The 16,361-nt window shown below is 41.0% G+C and carries 18 protein-coding genes; 3 read left to right on the top strand and 15 right to left on the bottom strand.

Annotation, left to right across the window (positions count from 1 at the left end; all coding sequences use genetic code 11):
* Positions 1-23 precede the first annotated feature (23 nt).
* The 4 genes from ACSSS3_RS08455 to ACSSS3_RS08440 all read right to left on the bottom strand — a co-directional run bounded on the left by ACSSS3_RS08455 (position 24) and on the right by ACSSS3_RS08440 (position 2,424).
* Positions 24-524, bottom strand: coding sequence for a nuclear transport factor 2 family protein (locus ACSSS3_RS08455; RefSeq protein WP_228228529.1), 501 nt, complete (start codon positions 522-524; stop codon positions 24-26).
* A gap of 10 nt (positions 525-534) precedes the next feature.
* Positions 535-1,125 carry a hypothetical protein gene (locus ACSSS3_RS08450; protein ID WP_442847202.1) on the bottom strand — a complete coding sequence of 197 codons (591 nt, stop codon included), beginning with the start codon at positions 1,123-1,125 and terminating at the stop codon, positions 535-537.
* Positions 1,126-1,203: 78 nt separating this feature from the next.
* Entirely contained in the window at positions 1,204-1,647 is a 444-nt protein-coding gene (locus ACSSS3_RS08445) for a hypothetical protein (RefSeq protein WP_442847201.1), read from the bottom strand.
* Positions 1,648-1,821: 174 nt separating this feature from the next.
* The gene (locus tag ACSSS3_RS08440) at positions 1,822-2,424 is read right to left on the bottom strand and encodes a hypothetical protein (protein WP_442847200.1); all 603 of its coding nucleotides are present in this window, start codon (positions 2,422-2,424) and stop codon (positions 1,822-1,824) included.
* Between the two features lie 251 nt (positions 2,425-2,675).
* Between ACSSS3_RS08440 and ACSSS3_RS08435 the strand changes: the two genes are divergently transcribed.
* A complete protein-coding gene (locus ACSSS3_RS08435; protein WP_442847199.1) occupies positions 2,676-2,969 on the top strand; it encodes a TIGR03643 family protein in 294 nt (97 codons plus the stop codon).
* Positions 2,970-3,049: 80 nt separating this feature from the next.
* On the opposite strand, the gene ACSSS3_RS08430 is transcribed toward ACSSS3_RS08435, so the two are convergent.
* A complete protein-coding gene (locus ACSSS3_RS08430; protein ID WP_442847198.1) occupies positions 3,050-3,409 on the bottom strand; it encodes a toxin-antitoxin system YwqK family antitoxin in 360 nt (119 codons plus the stop codon).
* Positions 3,410-3,675: 266 nt separating this feature from the next.
* Between ACSSS3_RS08430 and ACSSS3_RS08425 the strand changes: the two genes are divergently transcribed.
* Positions 3,676-5,928 carry an inorganic phosphate transporter gene (locus tag ACSSS3_RS08425; protein ID WP_228228523.1) on the top strand — a complete coding sequence of 751 codons (2,253 nt, stop codon included), beginning with the start codon at positions 3,676-3,678 and terminating at the stop codon, positions 5,926-5,928.
* Between the two features lie 31 nt (positions 5,929-5,959).
* Here ACSSS3_RS08425 and ACSSS3_RS08420 read toward each other — a convergent pair whose 3' ends face one another.
* The 5 genes from ACSSS3_RS08420 to ACSSS3_RS08400 form a co-directional block, all read right to left on the bottom strand.
* On the bottom strand, positions 5,960-6,799 hold the full coding sequence (locus ACSSS3_RS08420; protein WP_442847197.1) for a CPBP family intramembrane glutamic endopeptidase: 840 nt from the start codon (positions 6,797-6,799) through the stop codon (positions 5,960-5,962).
* Between the two features lie 108 nt (positions 6,800-6,907).
* The gene (locus ACSSS3_RS08415; protein WP_442847196.1) at positions 6,908-9,433 is read right to left on the bottom strand and encodes a ribonucleoside-diphosphate reductase subunit alpha; all 2,526 of its coding nucleotides are present in this window, start codon (positions 9,431-9,433) and stop codon (positions 6,908-6,910) included.
* A gap of 146 nt (positions 9,434-9,579) precedes the next feature.
* The gene (locus tag ACSSS3_RS08410) at positions 9,580-10,566 is read right to left on the bottom strand and encodes a ribonucleotide-diphosphate reductase subunit beta (protein ID WP_228228520.1); all 987 of its coding nucleotides are present in this window, start codon (positions 10,564-10,566) and stop codon (positions 9,580-9,582) included.
* 409 nt (positions 10,567-10,975) lie between these two features.
* The gene (locus ACSSS3_RS08405) at positions 10,976-11,656 is read right to left on the bottom strand and encodes an HD domain-containing protein (RefSeq protein ID WP_442847195.1); all 681 of its coding nucleotides are present in this window, start codon (positions 11,654-11,656) and stop codon (positions 10,976-10,978) included.
* Positions 11,657-11,659: 3 nt separating this feature from the next.
* Entirely contained in the window at positions 11,660-12,433 is a 774-nt protein-coding gene (locus tag ACSSS3_RS08400; RefSeq protein WP_442847194.1) for a lysophospholipid acyltransferase family protein, read from the bottom strand.
* Between the two features lie 148 nt (positions 12,434-12,581).
* Between ACSSS3_RS08400 and ACSSS3_RS08395 the strand changes: the two genes are divergently transcribed.
* The gene (locus ACSSS3_RS08395; protein WP_442847193.1) at positions 12,582-12,941 is read left to right on the top strand and encodes a hypothetical protein; all 360 of its coding nucleotides are present in this window, start codon (positions 12,582-12,584) and stop codon (positions 12,939-12,941) included.
* Between the two features lies 1 nt (position 12,942).
* On the opposite strand, the gene ACSSS3_RS08390 is transcribed toward ACSSS3_RS08395, so the two are convergent.
* The 5 genes from ACSSS3_RS08390 to ACSSS3_RS08370 all read right to left on the bottom strand — a co-directional run bounded on the left by ACSSS3_RS08390 (position 12,943) and on the right by ACSSS3_RS08370 (position 16,220).
* Positions 12,943-13,629, bottom strand: a complete 687-nt coding sequence (locus ACSSS3_RS08390) for a TVP38/TMEM64 family protein (protein WP_442847192.1) — start codon at positions 13,627-13,629, stop codon at positions 12,943-12,945.
* 11 nt (positions 13,630-13,640) lie between these two features.
* Positions 13,641-13,838, bottom strand: coding sequence for a helix-turn-helix transcriptional regulator (locus ACSSS3_RS08385; RefSeq protein WP_442847191.1), 198 nt, complete (start codon positions 13,836-13,838; stop codon positions 13,641-13,643).
* 146 nt (positions 13,839-13,984) lie between these two features.
* Complete coding sequence (locus tag ACSSS3_RS08380; protein ID WP_442847190.1) at positions 13,985-14,374, bottom strand: hypothetical protein; 390 nt, start codon at positions 14,372-14,374, stop codon at positions 13,985-13,987.
* Between the two features lie 103 nt (positions 14,375-14,477).
* Positions 14,478-14,651, bottom strand: a complete 174-nt coding sequence (locus ACSSS3_RS08375) for a hypothetical protein (RefSeq protein WP_442847189.1) — start codon at positions 14,649-14,651, stop codon at positions 14,478-14,480.
* A 51-nt stretch (positions 14,652-14,702) separates the two neighbouring features.
* Positions 14,703-16,220 carry a reverse transcriptase domain-containing protein gene (locus ACSSS3_RS08370; protein WP_442847188.1) on the bottom strand — a complete coding sequence of 506 codons (1,518 nt, stop codon included), beginning with the start codon at positions 16,218-16,220 and terminating at the stop codon, positions 14,703-14,705.
* Between the last annotated feature and the right edge of the window lie 141 nt (positions 16,221-16,361).

Below are 16,361 nucleotides of genomic sequence, written 5' to 3'. Positions count from 1 at the left end.
ATATAAGGGGGTTGTAAATTTTCTTAATTAGATCGCATCTGCTTAATCAGTGCGCTGTCGTGCTCGTTTTTAAGTTCCGTTAATTCAGACACGTTTTCATTAGGAACAGCTATTGAAAGTACATAATGCTGCACCTTCCATTCTTTACCGTCGAGACGCATCACGCCTGAGCCTCTGCAAATACCCATCTGCGTTTCTAAAAGCTCATCAAACCATGCGATCTTTGATTTCTTCGGATGATAAATGGTGCGCTCCAGGGTTTTAAAAGTCCAGGCCTTGCCCGCATCAAAATAGGGTTTTGAATAGGCCTTAAAATCATCCAGCTGCCAGTTTTCTTCTGCATCGGTACCTATAAACACGCCGTCTTTAGTCATCAAATCAAAATACGCGTCAAAATCTGCGTCTGCGGCAGCTTTATGCCAATTTTCAAGTTGGGTGTTAATCGCCATCTCTGTTGCATCGCGATCCTGCGCCTGTAATCCAAAAACAACGAGAAGCAGCAGTAAGCTTATTTTAAATTTCATATCTGTAATTTTAATTTTCAATAGGATTTAATGTGCCTCTTTGTGCCCTTCCGCTTATTAACGTGTCACGGGCAGTAGATAGGGAATCGGCTTCAATATCATATTCTTCCAGAATTTCTTCAATAGATTTCTGGTACTTAAGATTGAGTTGAAGTTTAAGATTTTGAAAGGCATTGTACAATTCGGTACCCTCCTGAGAAACGGCCAGGGTATCAACCCGAATCTTTGAAGCTTCCTGTATGGTGGTATTCATTTTAGAATAGACTACCAAAAGCCTCGCACGAATCGCATTGTTTATTAACGAATCTGGTGATTTGGTTACCAAAGCAGCAGCATTATCTAAGTACTTTTTAGAATTCAATCTTAGATATTGCAGCCTCACGGTATCGAGGCTTCGTATGTTGGCAGTTAAATCGGATAACTCATCCCAACCTGCGATCGCATCCCGAGTGGGCGGGGTAAGAATGATTTCGGGTTTTTTAAAGTCTAAAAAAGAAATCTGCAGCGTGTCTGTAAGGTCACGGGGATCTTGAAGTTGCTTTTGCTCTTCTTTACAGGCAAAAAGCATGAGGCTCGTAAGCAAAAAAAGGAGTATTCGCATGCCGTAAAAATAAGCAATGCTTTTGATTAAAGTTTTAAGATTTTGGGAAGCTGAACTTAAATGTTGGTCGCGGTATTCTTAAAAGCTGCGATTAAGCTCTTTATTTAAGGTGTCAAAAGCTTTGACCAGCGTCTCAATATGCTGCTCAACAACCCATTCGCGGGTTTCGCTACGGTTGACATTTGCGTAGAAGTCATTTATTTCGGTATCAATACGCTTTACCTTTTTCAGAATTGAGGGAGTAGCCAATGTTTCGGGAATGCCTATAGCCATCTGATTGCTGTTTAAAGCCAGATCATCAAGCATATCTATCGCATTGAGGGCATTGGTATTTGTAATTAAGGCCAAATCTTTCTCCAATTCTTTATACCCTATCCAATTTTTTACAGCCCTCGAGGCTCCCCGATCTAAAGAAACCACCGGAACTTTTAAATCGAGATTGGACACATCTGACTCGTCTTCGTTTTTACACGAAGTGAGGACAATTAGAAAAGCCAGTATGCAGGTGAAATAAAGTTTCAATCTTTGGGGTTCTTAATTGGGTAAAATTAAGAAGATTAGGCAGTTCTGAACCCGCGAGGTATGATAAGCTTTCCTTAAAAAATATCATATTCTCTAAAAAAAGCTATAAAATTTCGCTTTGCTCAAAAAAAAATCCTGCCACAGGGACAGGATTTTAAGAATCAAATGATTCAATTATTGATTGTCATCTAATAGACTTACGCCTTTTTTTGAAGCAGTTTCCTGAAGTTCTTCATTTAAATCATCGTAAGCTTCGATCAACTCCTCAACCTGGTTACCAATTTTCTTCTCATCGGTACCGTATTTTTTTAGGACCATTCTTAAGTCTGCGACTTCTTCACGAATGTCTTTAATGTCTTCCTGAACTTCTTCGGTCATCACCGATGCAGGAATGGTATTTTGAAGATTATTTGCTTCCTGCTCAAGACGCGTCATATAATCTGTTATTTCTTCCTGAGGAACTTCTTTAAGGCCTAAAGATTTCACAGAAGCTGAAAAGGTGTTGTAATCATTCCAACCCTCGATATCGGCACGCATTTTAGGATCTGATTCTACAGCATCCCAATCTATTTCATAATTCTGAGGAAGTCTGGGTCTTTCGAGTCCTGTATCTGTATTTTCGGCATAACGCAGTCTTTCTAAATCTGCAGAATCCTTTTCAACCTGTTGTTCTGTCTCGTTACGCTCTTCAACCTGAGCTTCTTTTTGGTCATTTTTACAGGAAATCAATGCGCCGGCAAGCAACACCGTTCCGAAAGCAAATTTTATCGTTCTCATAATTTGATTTTAAGTTTAATACAGCACTGATTTTTAAAACTAAACCAGTGCTTTAAGTAAACAAAATTAACGGTCTTTTAAATTATCACGTATAGCGGTCACGATAAATAAATCATAAACTTTAAGACTGATTACAAAGAATTTACTCCCTTGTGTTAAAGCCGGGATTTAAACGTTAAGTTTTTACAAATGCGGGCGTTACATTTCTGTTTTACAAAACAAGGTTATAAACTTGCAATAAAGATAAAGCTATGAGTACCAATCCCTATTCTGAACGTTTTACCGAGCGTGAATTAGATCGTATTATTGAAATGGCGTGGGAAGACCGCACTACGTTTGATGCGATAGAATTTCAGTTTGGATTAAAAGAACAGGAAGTTATTGAATTAATGCGCAGGCAAATGAAGCCTTCAAGCTTTAGGATGTGGCGCGAACGTGTACAGGGCCGTGCTACCAAACATGCAGCTCTGCGTAATTTTGAAAAAGGAACCTTTAAGAGTTCACGACAAAAACAAATCACGCACAATAAAATTAGCAAACGCTAATACCGGTTTAAAATGAAAATGCCTGTTGAAAAATCAACAGGCATTTGTTTTTTTGATTTGTTTCCTGATTCAGGACTTGCTTACTCATTGCTTACTACACGCTCACCTTCAATCTTCCAGGTATTAACACTGGTAATTCTTGATTGACTGTAATCTACTTCGCGTAAAGTGTCATTTTCCCAGAAAAACCATTTCCCGGTTTTCTTTCCTTCTGTGTAATTAGCTACTGCAGTTTTCTTTCCATCTGCATCATAGCTAACCCACTCTCCGTGCAATTTACCATCTGCTGTGTAGTAACCCTCTTGATTTACTTGTCCATTATCATAAAACAAAGTAGCCTTAATCAAATTACCTTCTTTCACGTACGTATTCTTTTTTTCTTGTGCAGAAACAAAGCTTACAGCACCTACAAGGGCAACGATAACAAGTAACTTTTTCATAATAATAGGTATTTAGGGTTAAACTTTACTTTACAAATATACATGATATTTAAATGTAAATTTACGTTTAGGTAACATTTAGTTAACATTAAAAATGTAAAACACTAATATACAATGCTTTATGTTTTAAATTTAACATTATTAAACACTCATTTTAAGCCAATTATGCCCAAAATAGGCCCTAATTACCCCTTACTTATAACTTTTGCGTAACATTAGACCGTAAAATAAATATCAAATTTGCACATTTAAAGATTCCCTATTTTATGGATAATATATACCTGATAATGCTAATCGCTCTGGCCATTCTCGCCATTGCAGATCTGGTAGTAGGAGTAAGTAACGACGCTGTTAATTTCCTCAATTCGGCTATTGGTTCAAAGGCTGTAAGCTTTAAAACCATTATGATCGTTGCCAGCGTGGGTATAGCCTTTGGCGCCCTCTCCTCAAGCGGAATGATGGAAGTGGCCCGTAAAGGTATTTTTGTTCCTGAAAAATTCTATTTTGACGAGATCATGGTCATTTTCATGGCCGTCATGCTCACCGATATTTTACTCCTTGACTTTTTCAATACGCTGGGTCTGCCTACTTCTACCACGGTTTCTATAGTTTTTGAATTACTCGGTGCTGCTTTTTGTATGACCTTCATTAAACTTTCAGGGAACTCCGATACACTTTTACACCTGGGAGAATACATCAATTCAGACAAAGCGATCGAAATTATAACGGGTATTCTGCTCTCGGTCGTCATAGCCTTTACAATTGGAGCACTGGTGCAGTTTTTAACGCGCCTGTTGCTCACCTTCAACTTTTCTAAACGCCCTACCTGGTATGCTGCGGTTTTTAGCGGTATTTCTACGGCAGCCATTGGCTATTTCATCATTATTAAAGGTTTAAAGAGTGCAGATTTTGTTCAGGGTGCTTTTATTGACTGGGCTAACAACAACTTATGGCCATTTCTCGGCATTAGTTTTATTGTTTGGTTTATAGTGTCTTATATACTTATCAAGGCTTTTAAACTCAACGTCTACGTGATGATTATCGTTCTGGGAACTTTTGCCCTGGCGATGGCCTTTGCGGGTAATGACCTGGTGAACTTTATCGGCGTGCCTATGGCCGCTTACAACTCTTATGACATCTGGCTTGCCAGTGGCGAACCTGCCAGTTCGTTTACAATGGAATCTTTGGCTGAAAAAGTACCCACACAGCCGTTGCTGTTACTCGTTGCCGGTCTGGTTATGATTTTAACCCTTTGGTTTTCCAAGAAGGCACGTCGGGTTGTTAAAACCTCAGTTGATCTTGCCCGCCAGGACGAAGGACACGAGCGATTTAAAGCCAATGCCATATCGCGCTCACTGGTACGCGGAGCCATGAAGCTCAACGCTGCCTTTATGACCATTTTACCACAACGTTCTAAAGATTATATCGAAGTCCGCTTTGCCAAAATAACACCGGCGACCCGAGTGGCCCGTATAGATATGCCGGCTTTTGACCTCGTGCGTGCCGCGGTAAACCTTATGGTTGCCAGTGTGCTGATCTCAATGGCTACTTCACTCAAATTACCTTTGAGTACTACCTATGTTACTTTCATGGTGGCAATGGGTAGTTCACTTGCCGACCGTGCCTGGGGAAGTGAAAGCGCCGTTTACCGGGTTGCGGGTGTGCTTAACGTAATTGGCGGCTGGTTTATGACCGCAATAAGTGCCTTTACCGCTGCGGGTGTCATGGCTTTCGTATTGTATAAAGGCGGAAGCGTTGCCCTTTTCCTTTTATTTGCCGCTGCTATCGCGATTCTCGTACGTAATTATATGAATCACCGCAAGCGTTCTGAAGCCGAAGCTGAAGAAGGCCGTTTACTACGTGCGGTGAGCAGTTCTATTCAGGGGATTATCAATGAGAGTACGACCAACGTTGCTTCTGCCTTTAAACGCGGAAACAAGGTTTATGTAGGTACCATTGAAGGTCTGGCCAAAGTAGATCTGGGCAAACTGCGTAAGAGCAAAAAAGGGATTACCAAGCTTAACGACGAGGTCGAAGAATTGCGTAATAACCTGTATTATTTCATCAAAAATCTGGATGAAAGCCATGTACAGGCCAGTAGGTTTTACATTGATGTTTTAGGTTATCTGCAAGACGTGACCCAGTCTATCGAGTTTGTCACTACCGCAAGTTACGATCACCTCAACAACAATCATAAAGGCTTAAAGTTTACACAGCTCAAAGACCTTAAAGAGATCGAAACCAAACTCAACAAAGTCTTCTCAAAGATTGAAGATACCTTTAAGGCTAAGAATTTTGAGGAGATCGTCTCGATTCTTGAAGAAAAGCAAAGCCTGCTCGAAAGTATTTCGGTGAAGATTGAAAAGCAGGTAGAACGCACCCGTAACAGCGACTCAAGTCCTAAAAATACCATGCTGTATTTCAGTATCCTTCAGGAGACGGAAGATCTGGTTAAAGCTACTATGAACCTGCTGGAGCATTATTACATCGAGAATAAAAAGCACAGGGTAGGCAAGTAAAAACCGGGTAGGTCATTTTATTTTAAAGTATTTAAATCAGACTGTTTTGCCGTCGTTTTTGATAATAGCTAAAGAGCAAGCCTATCACCAAAAGTTGGATAATAACGGCCAGTATAGAGCCCTCAAAGCCAAAATTACCGCCGTTTAAAATATTTGCTTCGGGCAATTCAAATTTGAAGATTGAATAGAAATCCTGGCCGCTTACGTTGAAGCCAAAATAAGACTGAAAGAGATTCCAGCTTAAGTGCAAGGCAATCGGAAACCAGAGGTTTTTGGTGAATATATAAGACGTTCCCAGAAGTATTCCCGCTAAAAACAGGTTAAGCAACCCCAATACGTCTAAATTGGGATTTAAGCCGTGCAATGCTGCAAATAACAAAGAGGAAAGCGCGAGTGCACTATATTTATTGAAACTCAGCATCAAATTGCGCAACACATAACCCCGTAAAAGCACTTCTTCTCCTACAGCTACCGCCGTAAATAGAAGTATGGAAGCCAGAGCACCGCTAGCGTCAAAATCTACCGTCGTAAAAATCAGTTCGCGGGTTAACAGCAGGAAAGCAAACGCAAACCCCATTATAACTGCCCCTAGTACGATTCCCGCTAAAAATTCCCGACTTCTGCCTTTCCACGAAAATCCCAAATCTACAAACGGACGTTTATCAACATAGTTCATAAATATCCATAAGACGAGAAACATACCTACAAGCTCAAACAGCTTCAGAAAAAACCGATCAAAATACGTTTTATCTTCAGACTGAAAATCTATTCCCATAAGGTACGCCCCCAATAATTGCACCCCACCCGCTATAAAAATATAGGGCAATACGAAAAGTAAAATGCGCAACCAACCTCGTTTCGCTTCTTCCATAGTTTTCTACAAAAAATTGCTTTTCAGCTTTAAAATAATACCGAATCAATAAAAAAGCCCCAACCAAAAATGGTCAGAGCTTTTTAAGATTCACTTACTTAAATCGTTCTATGATCCGCACATCAGGCAGTCGTCATCGCCTTCTGCGGCTTTAGCCTGTGCGATGATTGCCCGCATTTCTTCGGCAGTCATCGGCTGGGTATCTACCTGTTTTGCAGCTGCTGCAACCTGTACTTTAACCTCCTGCCCTTCATAAGGCTCTGCACGCTCTTCAACAGAATCTGGACGGTGCACAGGTGTCTTAGCCTTTAAGGTTTCGGCAGCCCGCTGTGCAACCTGACGCTCTGCTACCGGTTCGCTTTTCGTTTCCTTGCTTAGGGTAAACTTAATCGCATCAACGGCAGATTTGGTACGCAGATAATACATTCCTGTTTTTAAGCCGCTCTTCCACGCATAAAAATGCATTGAAGTAAGTTTTGCAAAATTTGCATTCTCCATAAACAGGTTAAGCGACTGCGACTGGTCTATAAAATACCCGCGATGGCGAGACATATCTATGATGTCTTTCATACTCAGCTCCCAAACGGTCTTGTACAATTCTTTCAAATCTTCTGGAATACCATCTATGTGCTGAATAGAACCATTGGCACGCATAATAGCCTGCTTCAATTCTTCATCCCATAAATCAAGAGCAACCAGATCTTCAAGCAGGTGTTTGTTTACCACGATAAATTCACCCGAAAGCACGCGTCTGGTGTAAATGTTTGAAGTATAGGGCTCAAAAGCCTCGTTATTTCCTAAAATCTGAGAAGTTGATGCTGTGGGCATTGGCGCTACCAACAGGGAGTTACGCACCCCGTGCTCCATCACTTCCTTACGCAATTTTGCCCAGTCCCAACGACCGCTTAATTCTTCGTCTTTTATACCCCACAGGTTGTGCTGAAACTCTCCTTTTGAAATAGGCGATCCTTTAAAGGTTGAATAGGGACCTTCTTCAATAGCCATTTCTTTGGAAGCTGTAACTGCAGCAAAATAAAGGGTTTCAAAGATTTCCTGATTCAGTTTTTTAGCCTCGTCTGAAGTAAACGGGAGCCTTAATTTAATGAACGTATCAGCAAGCCCCTGCACGCCAAGACCAATAGGTCTGTGACGCATATTGCTGTTTTCGGCCTCTTTTACCGGATAGTAATTGCGGTCGATCACCCGGTTTAGGTTGCGGGTAACACGCTTGGTGATTTTAAATAATTCTTTGTGATCAAACTGCCCGTCTTTGATAAACATAGGCAGCGCGATAGACGCCAGGTTACATACCGCAACTTCGTCGGGGCTGGTATATTCTAAAATCTCGGTACACAGGTTTGAAGAACGAATGGTTCCTAAGTTCTGCTGATTAGACTTACGGTTTGCTGCATCTTTATACAGCATATACGGCGTACCGGTCTCGATTTGTGATTCGAGAATTTTCTCCCAAAGCTCCCGGGCTTTGATGGTTTTACGGCCACGACCTTCAGACTCGTACTGTAAATACAGCTTTTCAAATTCCTCGCTGTGTACATTGAACAGATTGGGGCACTCATTAGGACACATCAGGGTCCACTCCTCGTTGTTTTGTACACGCTCCATAAACAAATCGGGAATCCACATGGCGTAGAATAAATCACGTGCACGCATCTCTTCTTTCCCGTGGTTTTTCTTCAGGTCGAGGAAGTCAAAAATATCGGCATGCCAAGGTTCGATGTACATTGCAAACGAACCTTTACGCTTACCGCCACCCTGGTCTACATAACGCGCAGTGTCGTTGTACACACGCAACATTGGCACAATACCGTTAGAAGTGCCATTAGTACCGCCAATGTAAGAACCGGTTGCACGCACGTTGTGAATAGAAAGACCTATACCGCCGGCGCTTTGTGAAATCTTCGCGGTTTGCTTCAGCGTATCGTAAATACCATCTATACTGTCGTCCTGCATCGCGAGTAAGAAACACGAAGACATTTGAGGTTTAGGCGTACCCGAATTGAATAAAGTAGGTGTTGCGTGCGTAAAGTACTTTTTCGACATCAACTCATAGGTCTCTTTTACAGACTCCAGATCATCGAGGTGAATACCTACGGCCACACGCATCAACATATGTTGCGGACGCTCGGCAATTTTACCGTCTAGCTTGAGTAAATACGAGCGCTCCAGAGTTTTAAAACCAAAGTAATCATAACCAAAATCCCTGCTGTAGATAATTGAAGAATCAAGCTCTTCTTTATGTTTCATAATCACCTCATACACATCATCTGCGATAAGCGGTGCCTTTTGTCCGGTACGCGGGTTGATGTACTCATACAGGTCTGTTACAACTTCACTGAAGGATTTTTTGGTGTTTTTATGCAGGTTTGAGACCGAAACACGTGCCGCCAGTTTTGCATAATCAGGATGCGAGGTGGTCATCGTTGCCGAAACCTCTGCTGCAAGATTATCGAGTTCACTGGTAGTTACCCCGTCATAAAGCCCTTCGATTACGCGAAGCGAAATTTTCACAGGATCTACGAGTGGGTTTAAACCATAGCACAGCTTTCTGATGCGTGCTGTGATTTTGTCAAACATTACGGGTTCTTTGCGGCCGTCTCTTTTTACTACATACATAGGTCTTTGGTTTTTAAGGCATTTCTATAACGATCTCGCTTTCGTTTTTAGAAAATAAAGGTTACCGGCGACAGTTTCACAACTGTTGCCCTGTTCAGGATAAAAGGTATTTGATATTGGCTTACGCCAAATTGAAATTATTCGATTTAAAAGTCGGCGTCAAAACTGATTTTTGAGCCTTCTTTTCCGCCGCTGCCGCTGGCCACACCCGCTTTCTGGTATTCTCCCACTCGCTTTTCAAAGAAATTGGTTTTCCCCTGAAGCGAGATCATATCCATAAAATCAAACGGATTAGTCACATTGTACTCCTTCTCGCAATCCAGCTCAACCAGAAGGCGATCGGTAACAAACTCCAGATATTGGGTCATAAGCTTGGCATTCATACCTATCAAACTTGCAGGAAGTGATTCGGTAATAAACTCACGCTCGATATTGAGTGCATCGATGATGATCTCTTTGATGCGCTCTTTAGAAACTTTATTAATCAGGTGGTGGTTGTGCAGGTGTACCGCAAAGTCGCAATGTACGCCTTCGTCACGGGAAATCAATTCGTTAGAAAAGGTAAGACCCGGCATAAGTCCGCGTTTTTTCAACCAGAAAATCGAACAAAACGCACCGGAGAAGAAGATACCTTCAACAGCTGCAAAAGCGATCAAACGCTCAGCGAATGAAGGGCTTTCAATCCACTTCAATGCCCAGTCTGCTTTTTTCTTGATAGCCGGAAAGTTTTCGATCGCATTAAACAGCATATCTTTTTCTTTCTCGTCTTTCACGTAGGTGTCAATAAGCAGTGAGTACGTTTCCGAGTGGATGTTTTCCATCATAATTTGGAAACCATAGAAAAACTTGGCTTCAGAATATTGCACTTCATTTACGAAATTTTCTGCAAGATTTTCATTTACAATACCGTCTGATGCAGCAAAAAAAGCAAGAATATGCTTGATGAAATAACGCTCATCGTCATTGAGCTTTGAAGACCAGTCTGTAAGATCCTGGTGCAGGTCGATTTCTTCAGCGGTCCAGAAACTGGCTTCCGATTTCTTATACCATTCCCAGATGTCTGGATGTTGAATAGGAAAAATGACAAATCGGTTACTGTTTTCCTGTAAAATCGGCTCTACTGCATTACTCATTTTCGGTAAATTTTTTGGTTAACTTTTCTAATCACTAGGGACTAACAAATTTGGAAAAAAAATGAAGAGCAGACCCCAAAAAACACATTGCTTTTTCAACAAAGTTGTCAACATGGTTGATTTGGAAAGCCGTCCTGAAGCTTTAACTTTTTTAATTTAAAAATCTAAAAATCAATTAGTTGTATAAATAATTATTTTAAATTATGAAGCTGGTTCAGAAGTCTTCACGCCTTTATACACAGGCGTTAATGCGATTTTAAAAATGAAAATTAAGAAGCCTTGAAAAACACAAAAGTTGTCAACTTTTGTAAACTTTTTGAAATTTTGGCCGGAAAAAGTTGTCAAAAAAAGCAGTGAAAATTAGATTTTCTGACTTTGAAAAAATGAGGATGTCTAAGTTAGGACAAACTTACTTAACACCTTCCCATTCGGCGTAAAATTGTTCTAAAAAACCTTCCATATATCTATGACGGTCTGCAGCGATTTCTTTTGCAGTCGCGGTATGCATCTGGTCTTTAAGAAGCAGCAATTTTTCGTAGAAATGATTAATCGTTGGGGCCTCAGACTTTTTATAATCTTCGGCAGTCATTTCGAGATCGGGTTTTATAGTGGGGTCGTAGAGTTTCCGGTTTTTAAAACCGCCGTAATTAAACGTACGGGCGATACCTATGGCACCAATGGCATCCAGGCGGTCTGCATCCTGCACAATTTGCAATTCGAGGCTGGTATAGTCACTTTTCTTATGTCCGCCCCGGTAAGAAACGTTTTCAATAATTTTTACAACCGCTTCAAGTCGCACTTCATCTACGTGATTTTTTGCAAGAAAAGCCCTGGCCATTTTTGGCCCCTTCTCCTCATCACCGTTGTGAAATTTAGAATCGGCGATGTCGTGCAGCAGGGCAGCCAGTGCCAGGGTGAGCACGTCTGCGCCAGACTCTCCCTTGGCAATGTGGAGTGCATTTTTATACACCCGCAAAATATGAAACCAATCGTGACCGCCTTCGGCATTTGCCAAAGTCTCTTTTACAAAATCGCGGGTACGCTCTATAAGCTTTAAGTCATCGGGATGCAGGGATACGGTCTCGTTCATGGTTTACTTTGCTGGAATTATTGATTTGGGCTGGTGCTTGCGTACGCTGGGAAATGCTCCCAAAACCACATCCTGCAGCTGTTTTACCAGGGCCTCAGGATCTGCCCCCGCAACCGGGATAGGCTCGTGCACCGTATGTTTTACGTGAACGCCAATATCCTGCGGAAAACCACCCCAGCGCATCAGTTTATACGAGTTCTCAATGGTTACCGGCAATACGATTGCTGTGGGCATAGCTTTAAAGAGTGTGATGAGTCCGCCCGTTGCAAATTCTTTAGGCACCCCATCTTTACTGCGGGTTCCTTCCGGGAAAATCACCACAGATCTGTTGGTCGCATTAAGCGTACGGGTCAAATCGCGTATCGCAAGAATAGACTGGCGCTTGTCTTTTCGGTCTATAAGAGCCGAACCGCCTTTTCGCAGGTTGTACGAGATACTGGGAATGCCCTTGCCCAACTCAATCTTGCTGATAAACTTGGGATGAATTCGGCGCAAATACCAAATGAGCGGCGGGATATCCCACTGTCCCTGATGATTGGCCACTATAATGATAGGCTGATCGCGCTTAAGCGTGTACGCATTGGTGAACGTAAAACGCGTCCCCAGCAAATTGAGGCAGCGCATAATGCTGAAGTTGAGGTAATCAACACTCTTTTTATGAGCCTGATAGCCAAACCAATTATAGCAAACCCATTGTATAGGGTGAAAAATGCAAATGGTAAGACCAAAAGCCAGATAAAACAACACGCTTAGCGGATAGGCAAAAATCTTTCTCATGCTATTCTAAAAAATACAAAGTAACGCATTCGCAGGCTATCGTACCAATTTAAACCGCAGGTAGTTTTAAGACAAAAATTGGTTTTTGGGGGAAATCCCCCTTACCCTGCTGAAGCTATACCCCTACATTTGTCAAAACGCTTTCGGTATGAGAAACACATTATGCATCCGCCTGGCCCTGATTTTGATAGGCCTGAACAGCGTCGCCTTTATGGTGAACTGCTGCGGAATTTCTCCCCGATTTGATTTTCAAAAAAATCACAACTGTTTTGAATTTTTTTTACTGACCGATACCTCCCAAGAGTCTCCTGCTCTTACTGAAGTTGGGCACCATGAGCAGGAACTTGACGGGTTTTGGCCATTTGAGAATTTCTATGTAGAAATTCCGGCAGAGAATGCACCGGCTACCCACAGATTCAGAGGTTTGTTTGCGGGCTTTGAAGTTGGTGAATTTGTTTTTTACAGCCTGATGATCGCCGCTGTGTTTGTGTTTTTAAAACTGTGGTAGGCTAGTTGTTACGCTTCCGTTTACTCCACCACACGTAAAACCCAAAGATTACCAGACTTACCAGAGAACCCCAGAGCATCCCGTTTTTAAGGCCGTCTGTGCTTTCGCCCATAATAGCGATAAAAAGGGTAAGCGGTGCAATGCCCGCCAGCGTAGCACCTATAAATTTGAAGTAATTCATTTTTAAAATTCCGCCTACAAAACTGATGGCGTCATTAGATAAAAAGGGATTGAGACGCGTGATCGCTATGGCCCAAAAGCCAAAATCGTCAATAAAATCCTCCAGTTTTTTTTCGGTTTTAGAACCCACCAGATTGCTGATGAGGCCTGCGCCGAAGACCTTTCCTAATAAATAACCGATGCTGGAGGCCGAAAAAATACTGACCAGCACCAGCAAACTTCCCCAAACGGGGCCATAAGCCAAAATACAAACCACCATAAGCGCCACCGAAGGAATCACGATCAAAAACATCTGCGCGATCATTGCGGCAATCAATATCAAAGGGCCGGCCCAGCCAAAGCCGGAAACCCATTCTTCAATGCGCTTCTCGTCTCCACTCGTCAAAACAGTCCAGGCTTCATTAAAAAATTCTTTGGCCTCCGGAATAAAAAAATACGACAACACCAAACCCACCACCAGTAAAGCCGAAAGGATTTTAGGAAGCAGGCTTAGTATGTTTTTTTGCATGGTGCTTGGTCTTACTCAGCCTCGTAGTGAAATAACTCCTCGATGCTGCATTTAAAAACAGCCGCCAGGCGAAATGCCGTGGGCAGACTGGGATCAAATTTACCCTTTTCAATCGCATTAATAGTCTGGCGTGAGACGTTTATGGTTTGAGCCAAATCTTCCTGCGTCATTGTGAAGCGGGAACGGTAGTCTTTAATCGTATTCTTCAAGTGCGAAATTTTAAGTTATAGCCCGGTTCCAACTGATTTGAATTTTTACTCCGGTCATTTACTGAATTTTTGAGCTGTTCCCGGGGAACGAGTCTTCGACAGGCTCAGACTTACCATTTAATACGGAACCCTTTTTGAATTAGTGCTTAGGAATACTTACGGGAATTGAAGAATACACACAAAATGTAGGTAATCCCCATAAACAAAATAAGAGAGGCGATCTCGGCATCCTGCTTGATCAGGTTTGTGGTGTCTAGCTGGGAGTAAGCGATACCGCATACCACCGAAAGCCCCAGGGTTAAGCCCATAGACTCCAGCTGTATTTTGCGCTGCAGCTCGTCACCGGCATTGACAAAATCGCGGTTGGCCAGGACCATCCCGATACCTACAGCCAGGCTTAACAGGATTGCAAGAATGCTGATCCACCAGGTTTCCCATAAAAACTGGGAACCAAAAGTGACTAAGGCCGTGGTTAAAACCCAGGCGATTGACCATTTGGCCAATTTGTTACGTGAGGAAATTACTTGAGTATTCATACTGATTGATTTTTGATTAATGTAAAGTGTACTTGACAAAAATACTCAAAAATAAATGTAAAGCAAGCTTTACATTTAGAATTTTCAGAATTACCTCCCGGTTTTAGTTTTTGGAAAGCTGCTCTGCAACCCGGTCATAAGCTTCGCGGGTTAAGACTTCAGTCCAGACGGTGGGTTGCTCGCCGTAAATCGCGAGATAGGTCACATCGTGATGCTTTGAATACGTGTGCCAGTGCTCGGTATCTTTTGCACACTGAATCACATCACCGGCTTTCATAAGTATGGGATCTTTATGTGGTAAACTTAAATTACTCAGAAAAAATCTCTTTCATTTGACCTTATGAACATTATCAAAATCAAATTTTTGCAAATATTTTTTTAGAATAATAAAATGCCTTCTTAACTGTCTTTTAATTTCTGGTGCTTCCATAATCTCAGAGGCACGGTAAGCATATTTGATAAAGTTACCTCTATAACGACGGGTAAATTTTTTATTTACCAATTTACCTTGTTTGTAAACTACCTTATTGGCAGGCAAATCTCTGGATTGAATACCTTTAAAACTATACAAACGATAAAGTTTGCGTTTATATATGATAGCGTCTTGTCTAAGGTATTTTTTCTGTACTGCTTCTACTCTTTTAGATTTCATTCTGATGCTTTCTTTCATCTCTCTATAAAATCTTGAGACATTCGCAGACTTGATCAAAACTTTATCTCCGTAGAAATCAAAACCTAAGTATTGCAAATAAGCATTTGGCACTATCTTATCCTTATGTAGCTTGTGACACTTAAGCGTATCATTAACTCGTTTAAATAAAAACTTTTCTGTCTTAGCGGGTGAAATAGTCAGTTTAATTTTAGCAATTGCTTGATTAACAAAAGCCTCTACCTCATCTATTTCTTCAGTATTGCATACTACTACCAAATCATCTGAGTATCTTCTGTAATAGCAGTTTCTTTTTTGGACTAAATTTTCAACTATACTTTCATCGAATGGTAGCATGTACAAGTTTGCAAGCATAGCACTTATCGGTAATCCTTGAGGAATGCCCGCTATATGACCTTCTTGAATTGCCTGGTTTTTATATACTTGAATACCTGAGTCTTTAAAGTCATTGTAATCCTCGAAAAATTGAAATTTGCCCTCATTTTTCAATTTGGCTATTTTTTTCTCATCTAAATGTCCTTTTCTTCTTTTACGTAAATCATCATAATAGAAGTAACTGTAATTGGTTATAGATTTATAAATGGCATAATGATCTTTTGGAAGACTTTTAGTGCCTACTATAAAACCCCATATCTTCTTTAGCTGTTTGTGATTAAGTGTTGGAAAGAAGTTCTTAATATCGAAGGCTAATACAGCGCAGTTATCTCGACTTTTAATCTCGTCAAAAACATCTTTTGCAAAATCAACGTTATACTTATAACGAATGCCATCATCACTAGGAATTTGCCTATAAGCTGTCACGCTTTGATCTAAGACTTCATTCTTTTTTAGATAGGCTTCATAAGCCGGTTGAATCTTTTTGTGGGAGTAATAAGAGTATATATGAGCATCGATATGCGTTGCATACATAATAGGTCTCACTTTTGCATTTGAAATAATATTTCCTTTATCATCTACAGCTTTATGGGAGCGACGTTCTAATTCATCTGAATATTTAAATCTTCGAGTAGTAGTTTGCTTTAATATAAATGGAGAAAATCTGTGTCTTTGAATGAGTTTAGGATTAGACACGTAAAGTTCTACCTTCAGTCTATCCTTGACTTTAATTTGATTAGAAAGGTGCAGATAACCGCGATCTTTAAACCAATCTTTAGTTTTCAGAGAAGTTTTATTCATTATAAAAACAGGAAGCTCTTAAAGCTAGTTAATTAAAAGTGCTTAACACTAAATGGTTAGTTGTACCATTAACCAAATTCTCGGTTCACTTTTTATTTTTACGGCTCTAGAAAGGTCTGAACAAATAAACTATTCAAATAC

It is taken from the genome of Leeuwenhoekiella sp. H156 (genome assembly GCF_052218455.1).
GTDB classification, from domain to species: domain Bacteria; phylum Bacteroidota; class Bacteroidia; order Flavobacteriales; family Flavobacteriaceae; genus Leeuwenhoekiella; species Leeuwenhoekiella parthenopeia.
Note: the sequence above shows the minus strand (reverse complement) of the source record. Positions and strands in the feature narration are given on the sequence as shown.

Excerpts from the sequence above, each read along its gene's own strand:
- ACSSS3_RS08455 (WP_228228529.1), bottom strand. The coding sequence starts at position 524 with ATGAAATTTAAAATAAGCTTACTGCTGCTTCTCGTTGTTTTTGGATTA.
- ACSSS3_RS08450 (WP_442847202.1), bottom strand. The coding sequence starts at position 1,125 with ATGCGAATACTCCTTTTTTTGCTTACGAGCCTCATGCTTTTTGCCTGT.
- ACSSS3_RS08440 (WP_442847200.1), bottom strand. The coding sequence starts at position 2,424 with ATGAGAACGATAAAATTTGCTTTCGGAACGGTGTTGCTTGCCGGCGCA.
- ACSSS3_RS08435 (WP_442847199.1), top strand. The coding sequence starts at position 2,676 with ATGAGTACCAATCCCTATTCTGAACGTTTTACCGAGCGTGAATTAGAT.
- ACSSS3_RS08430 (WP_442847198.1), bottom strand. The coding sequence starts at position 3,409 with ATGAAAAAGTTACTTGTTATCGTTGCCCTTGTAGGTGCTGTAAGCTTT.
- ACSSS3_RS08425 (WP_228228523.1), top strand. The coding sequence starts at position 3,676 with ATGGATAATATATACCTGATAATGCTAATCGCTCTGGCCATTCTCGCC.
- ACSSS3_RS08420 (WP_442847197.1), bottom strand. The coding sequence starts at position 6,799 with ATGGAAGAAGCGAAACGAGGTTGGTTGCGCATTTTACTTTTCGTATTG.
- ACSSS3_RS08415 (WP_442847196.1), bottom strand. The coding sequence starts at position 9,433 with ATGTATGTAGTAAAAAGAGACGGCCGCAAAGAACCCGTAATGTTTGAC.
- ACSSS3_RS08410 (WP_228228520.1), bottom strand. The coding sequence starts at position 10,566 with ATGAGTAATGCAGTAGAGCCGATTTTACAGGAAAACAGTAACCGATTT.
- ACSSS3_RS08405 (WP_442847195.1), bottom strand. The coding sequence starts at position 11,656 with ATGAACGAGACCGTATCCCTGCATCCCGATGACTTAAAGCTTATAGAG.
- ACSSS3_RS08400 (WP_442847194.1), bottom strand. The coding sequence starts at position 12,433 with ATGAGAAAGATTTTTGCCTATCCGCTAAGCGTGTTGTTTTATCTGGCT.
- ACSSS3_RS08395 (WP_442847193.1), top strand. The coding sequence starts at position 12,582 with ATGAGAAACACATTATGCATCCGCCTGGCCCTGATTTTGATAGGCCTG.
- ACSSS3_RS08390 (WP_442847192.1), bottom strand. The coding sequence starts at position 13,629 with ATGCAAAAAAACATACTAAGCCTGCTTCCTAAAATCCTTTCGGCTTTA.
- ACSSS3_RS08380 (WP_442847190.1), bottom strand. The coding sequence starts at position 14,374 with ATGAATACTCAAGTAATTTCCTCACGTAACAAATTGGCCAAATGGTCA.
- ACSSS3_RS08375 (WP_442847189.1), bottom strand. The coding sequence starts at position 14,651 with ATGAAAGCCGGTGATGTGATTCAGTGTGCAAAAGATACCGAGCACTGG.
- ACSSS3_RS08370 (WP_442847188.1), bottom strand. The coding sequence starts at position 16,220 with ATGAATAAAACTTCTCTGAAAACTAAAGATTGGTTTAAAGATCGCGGT.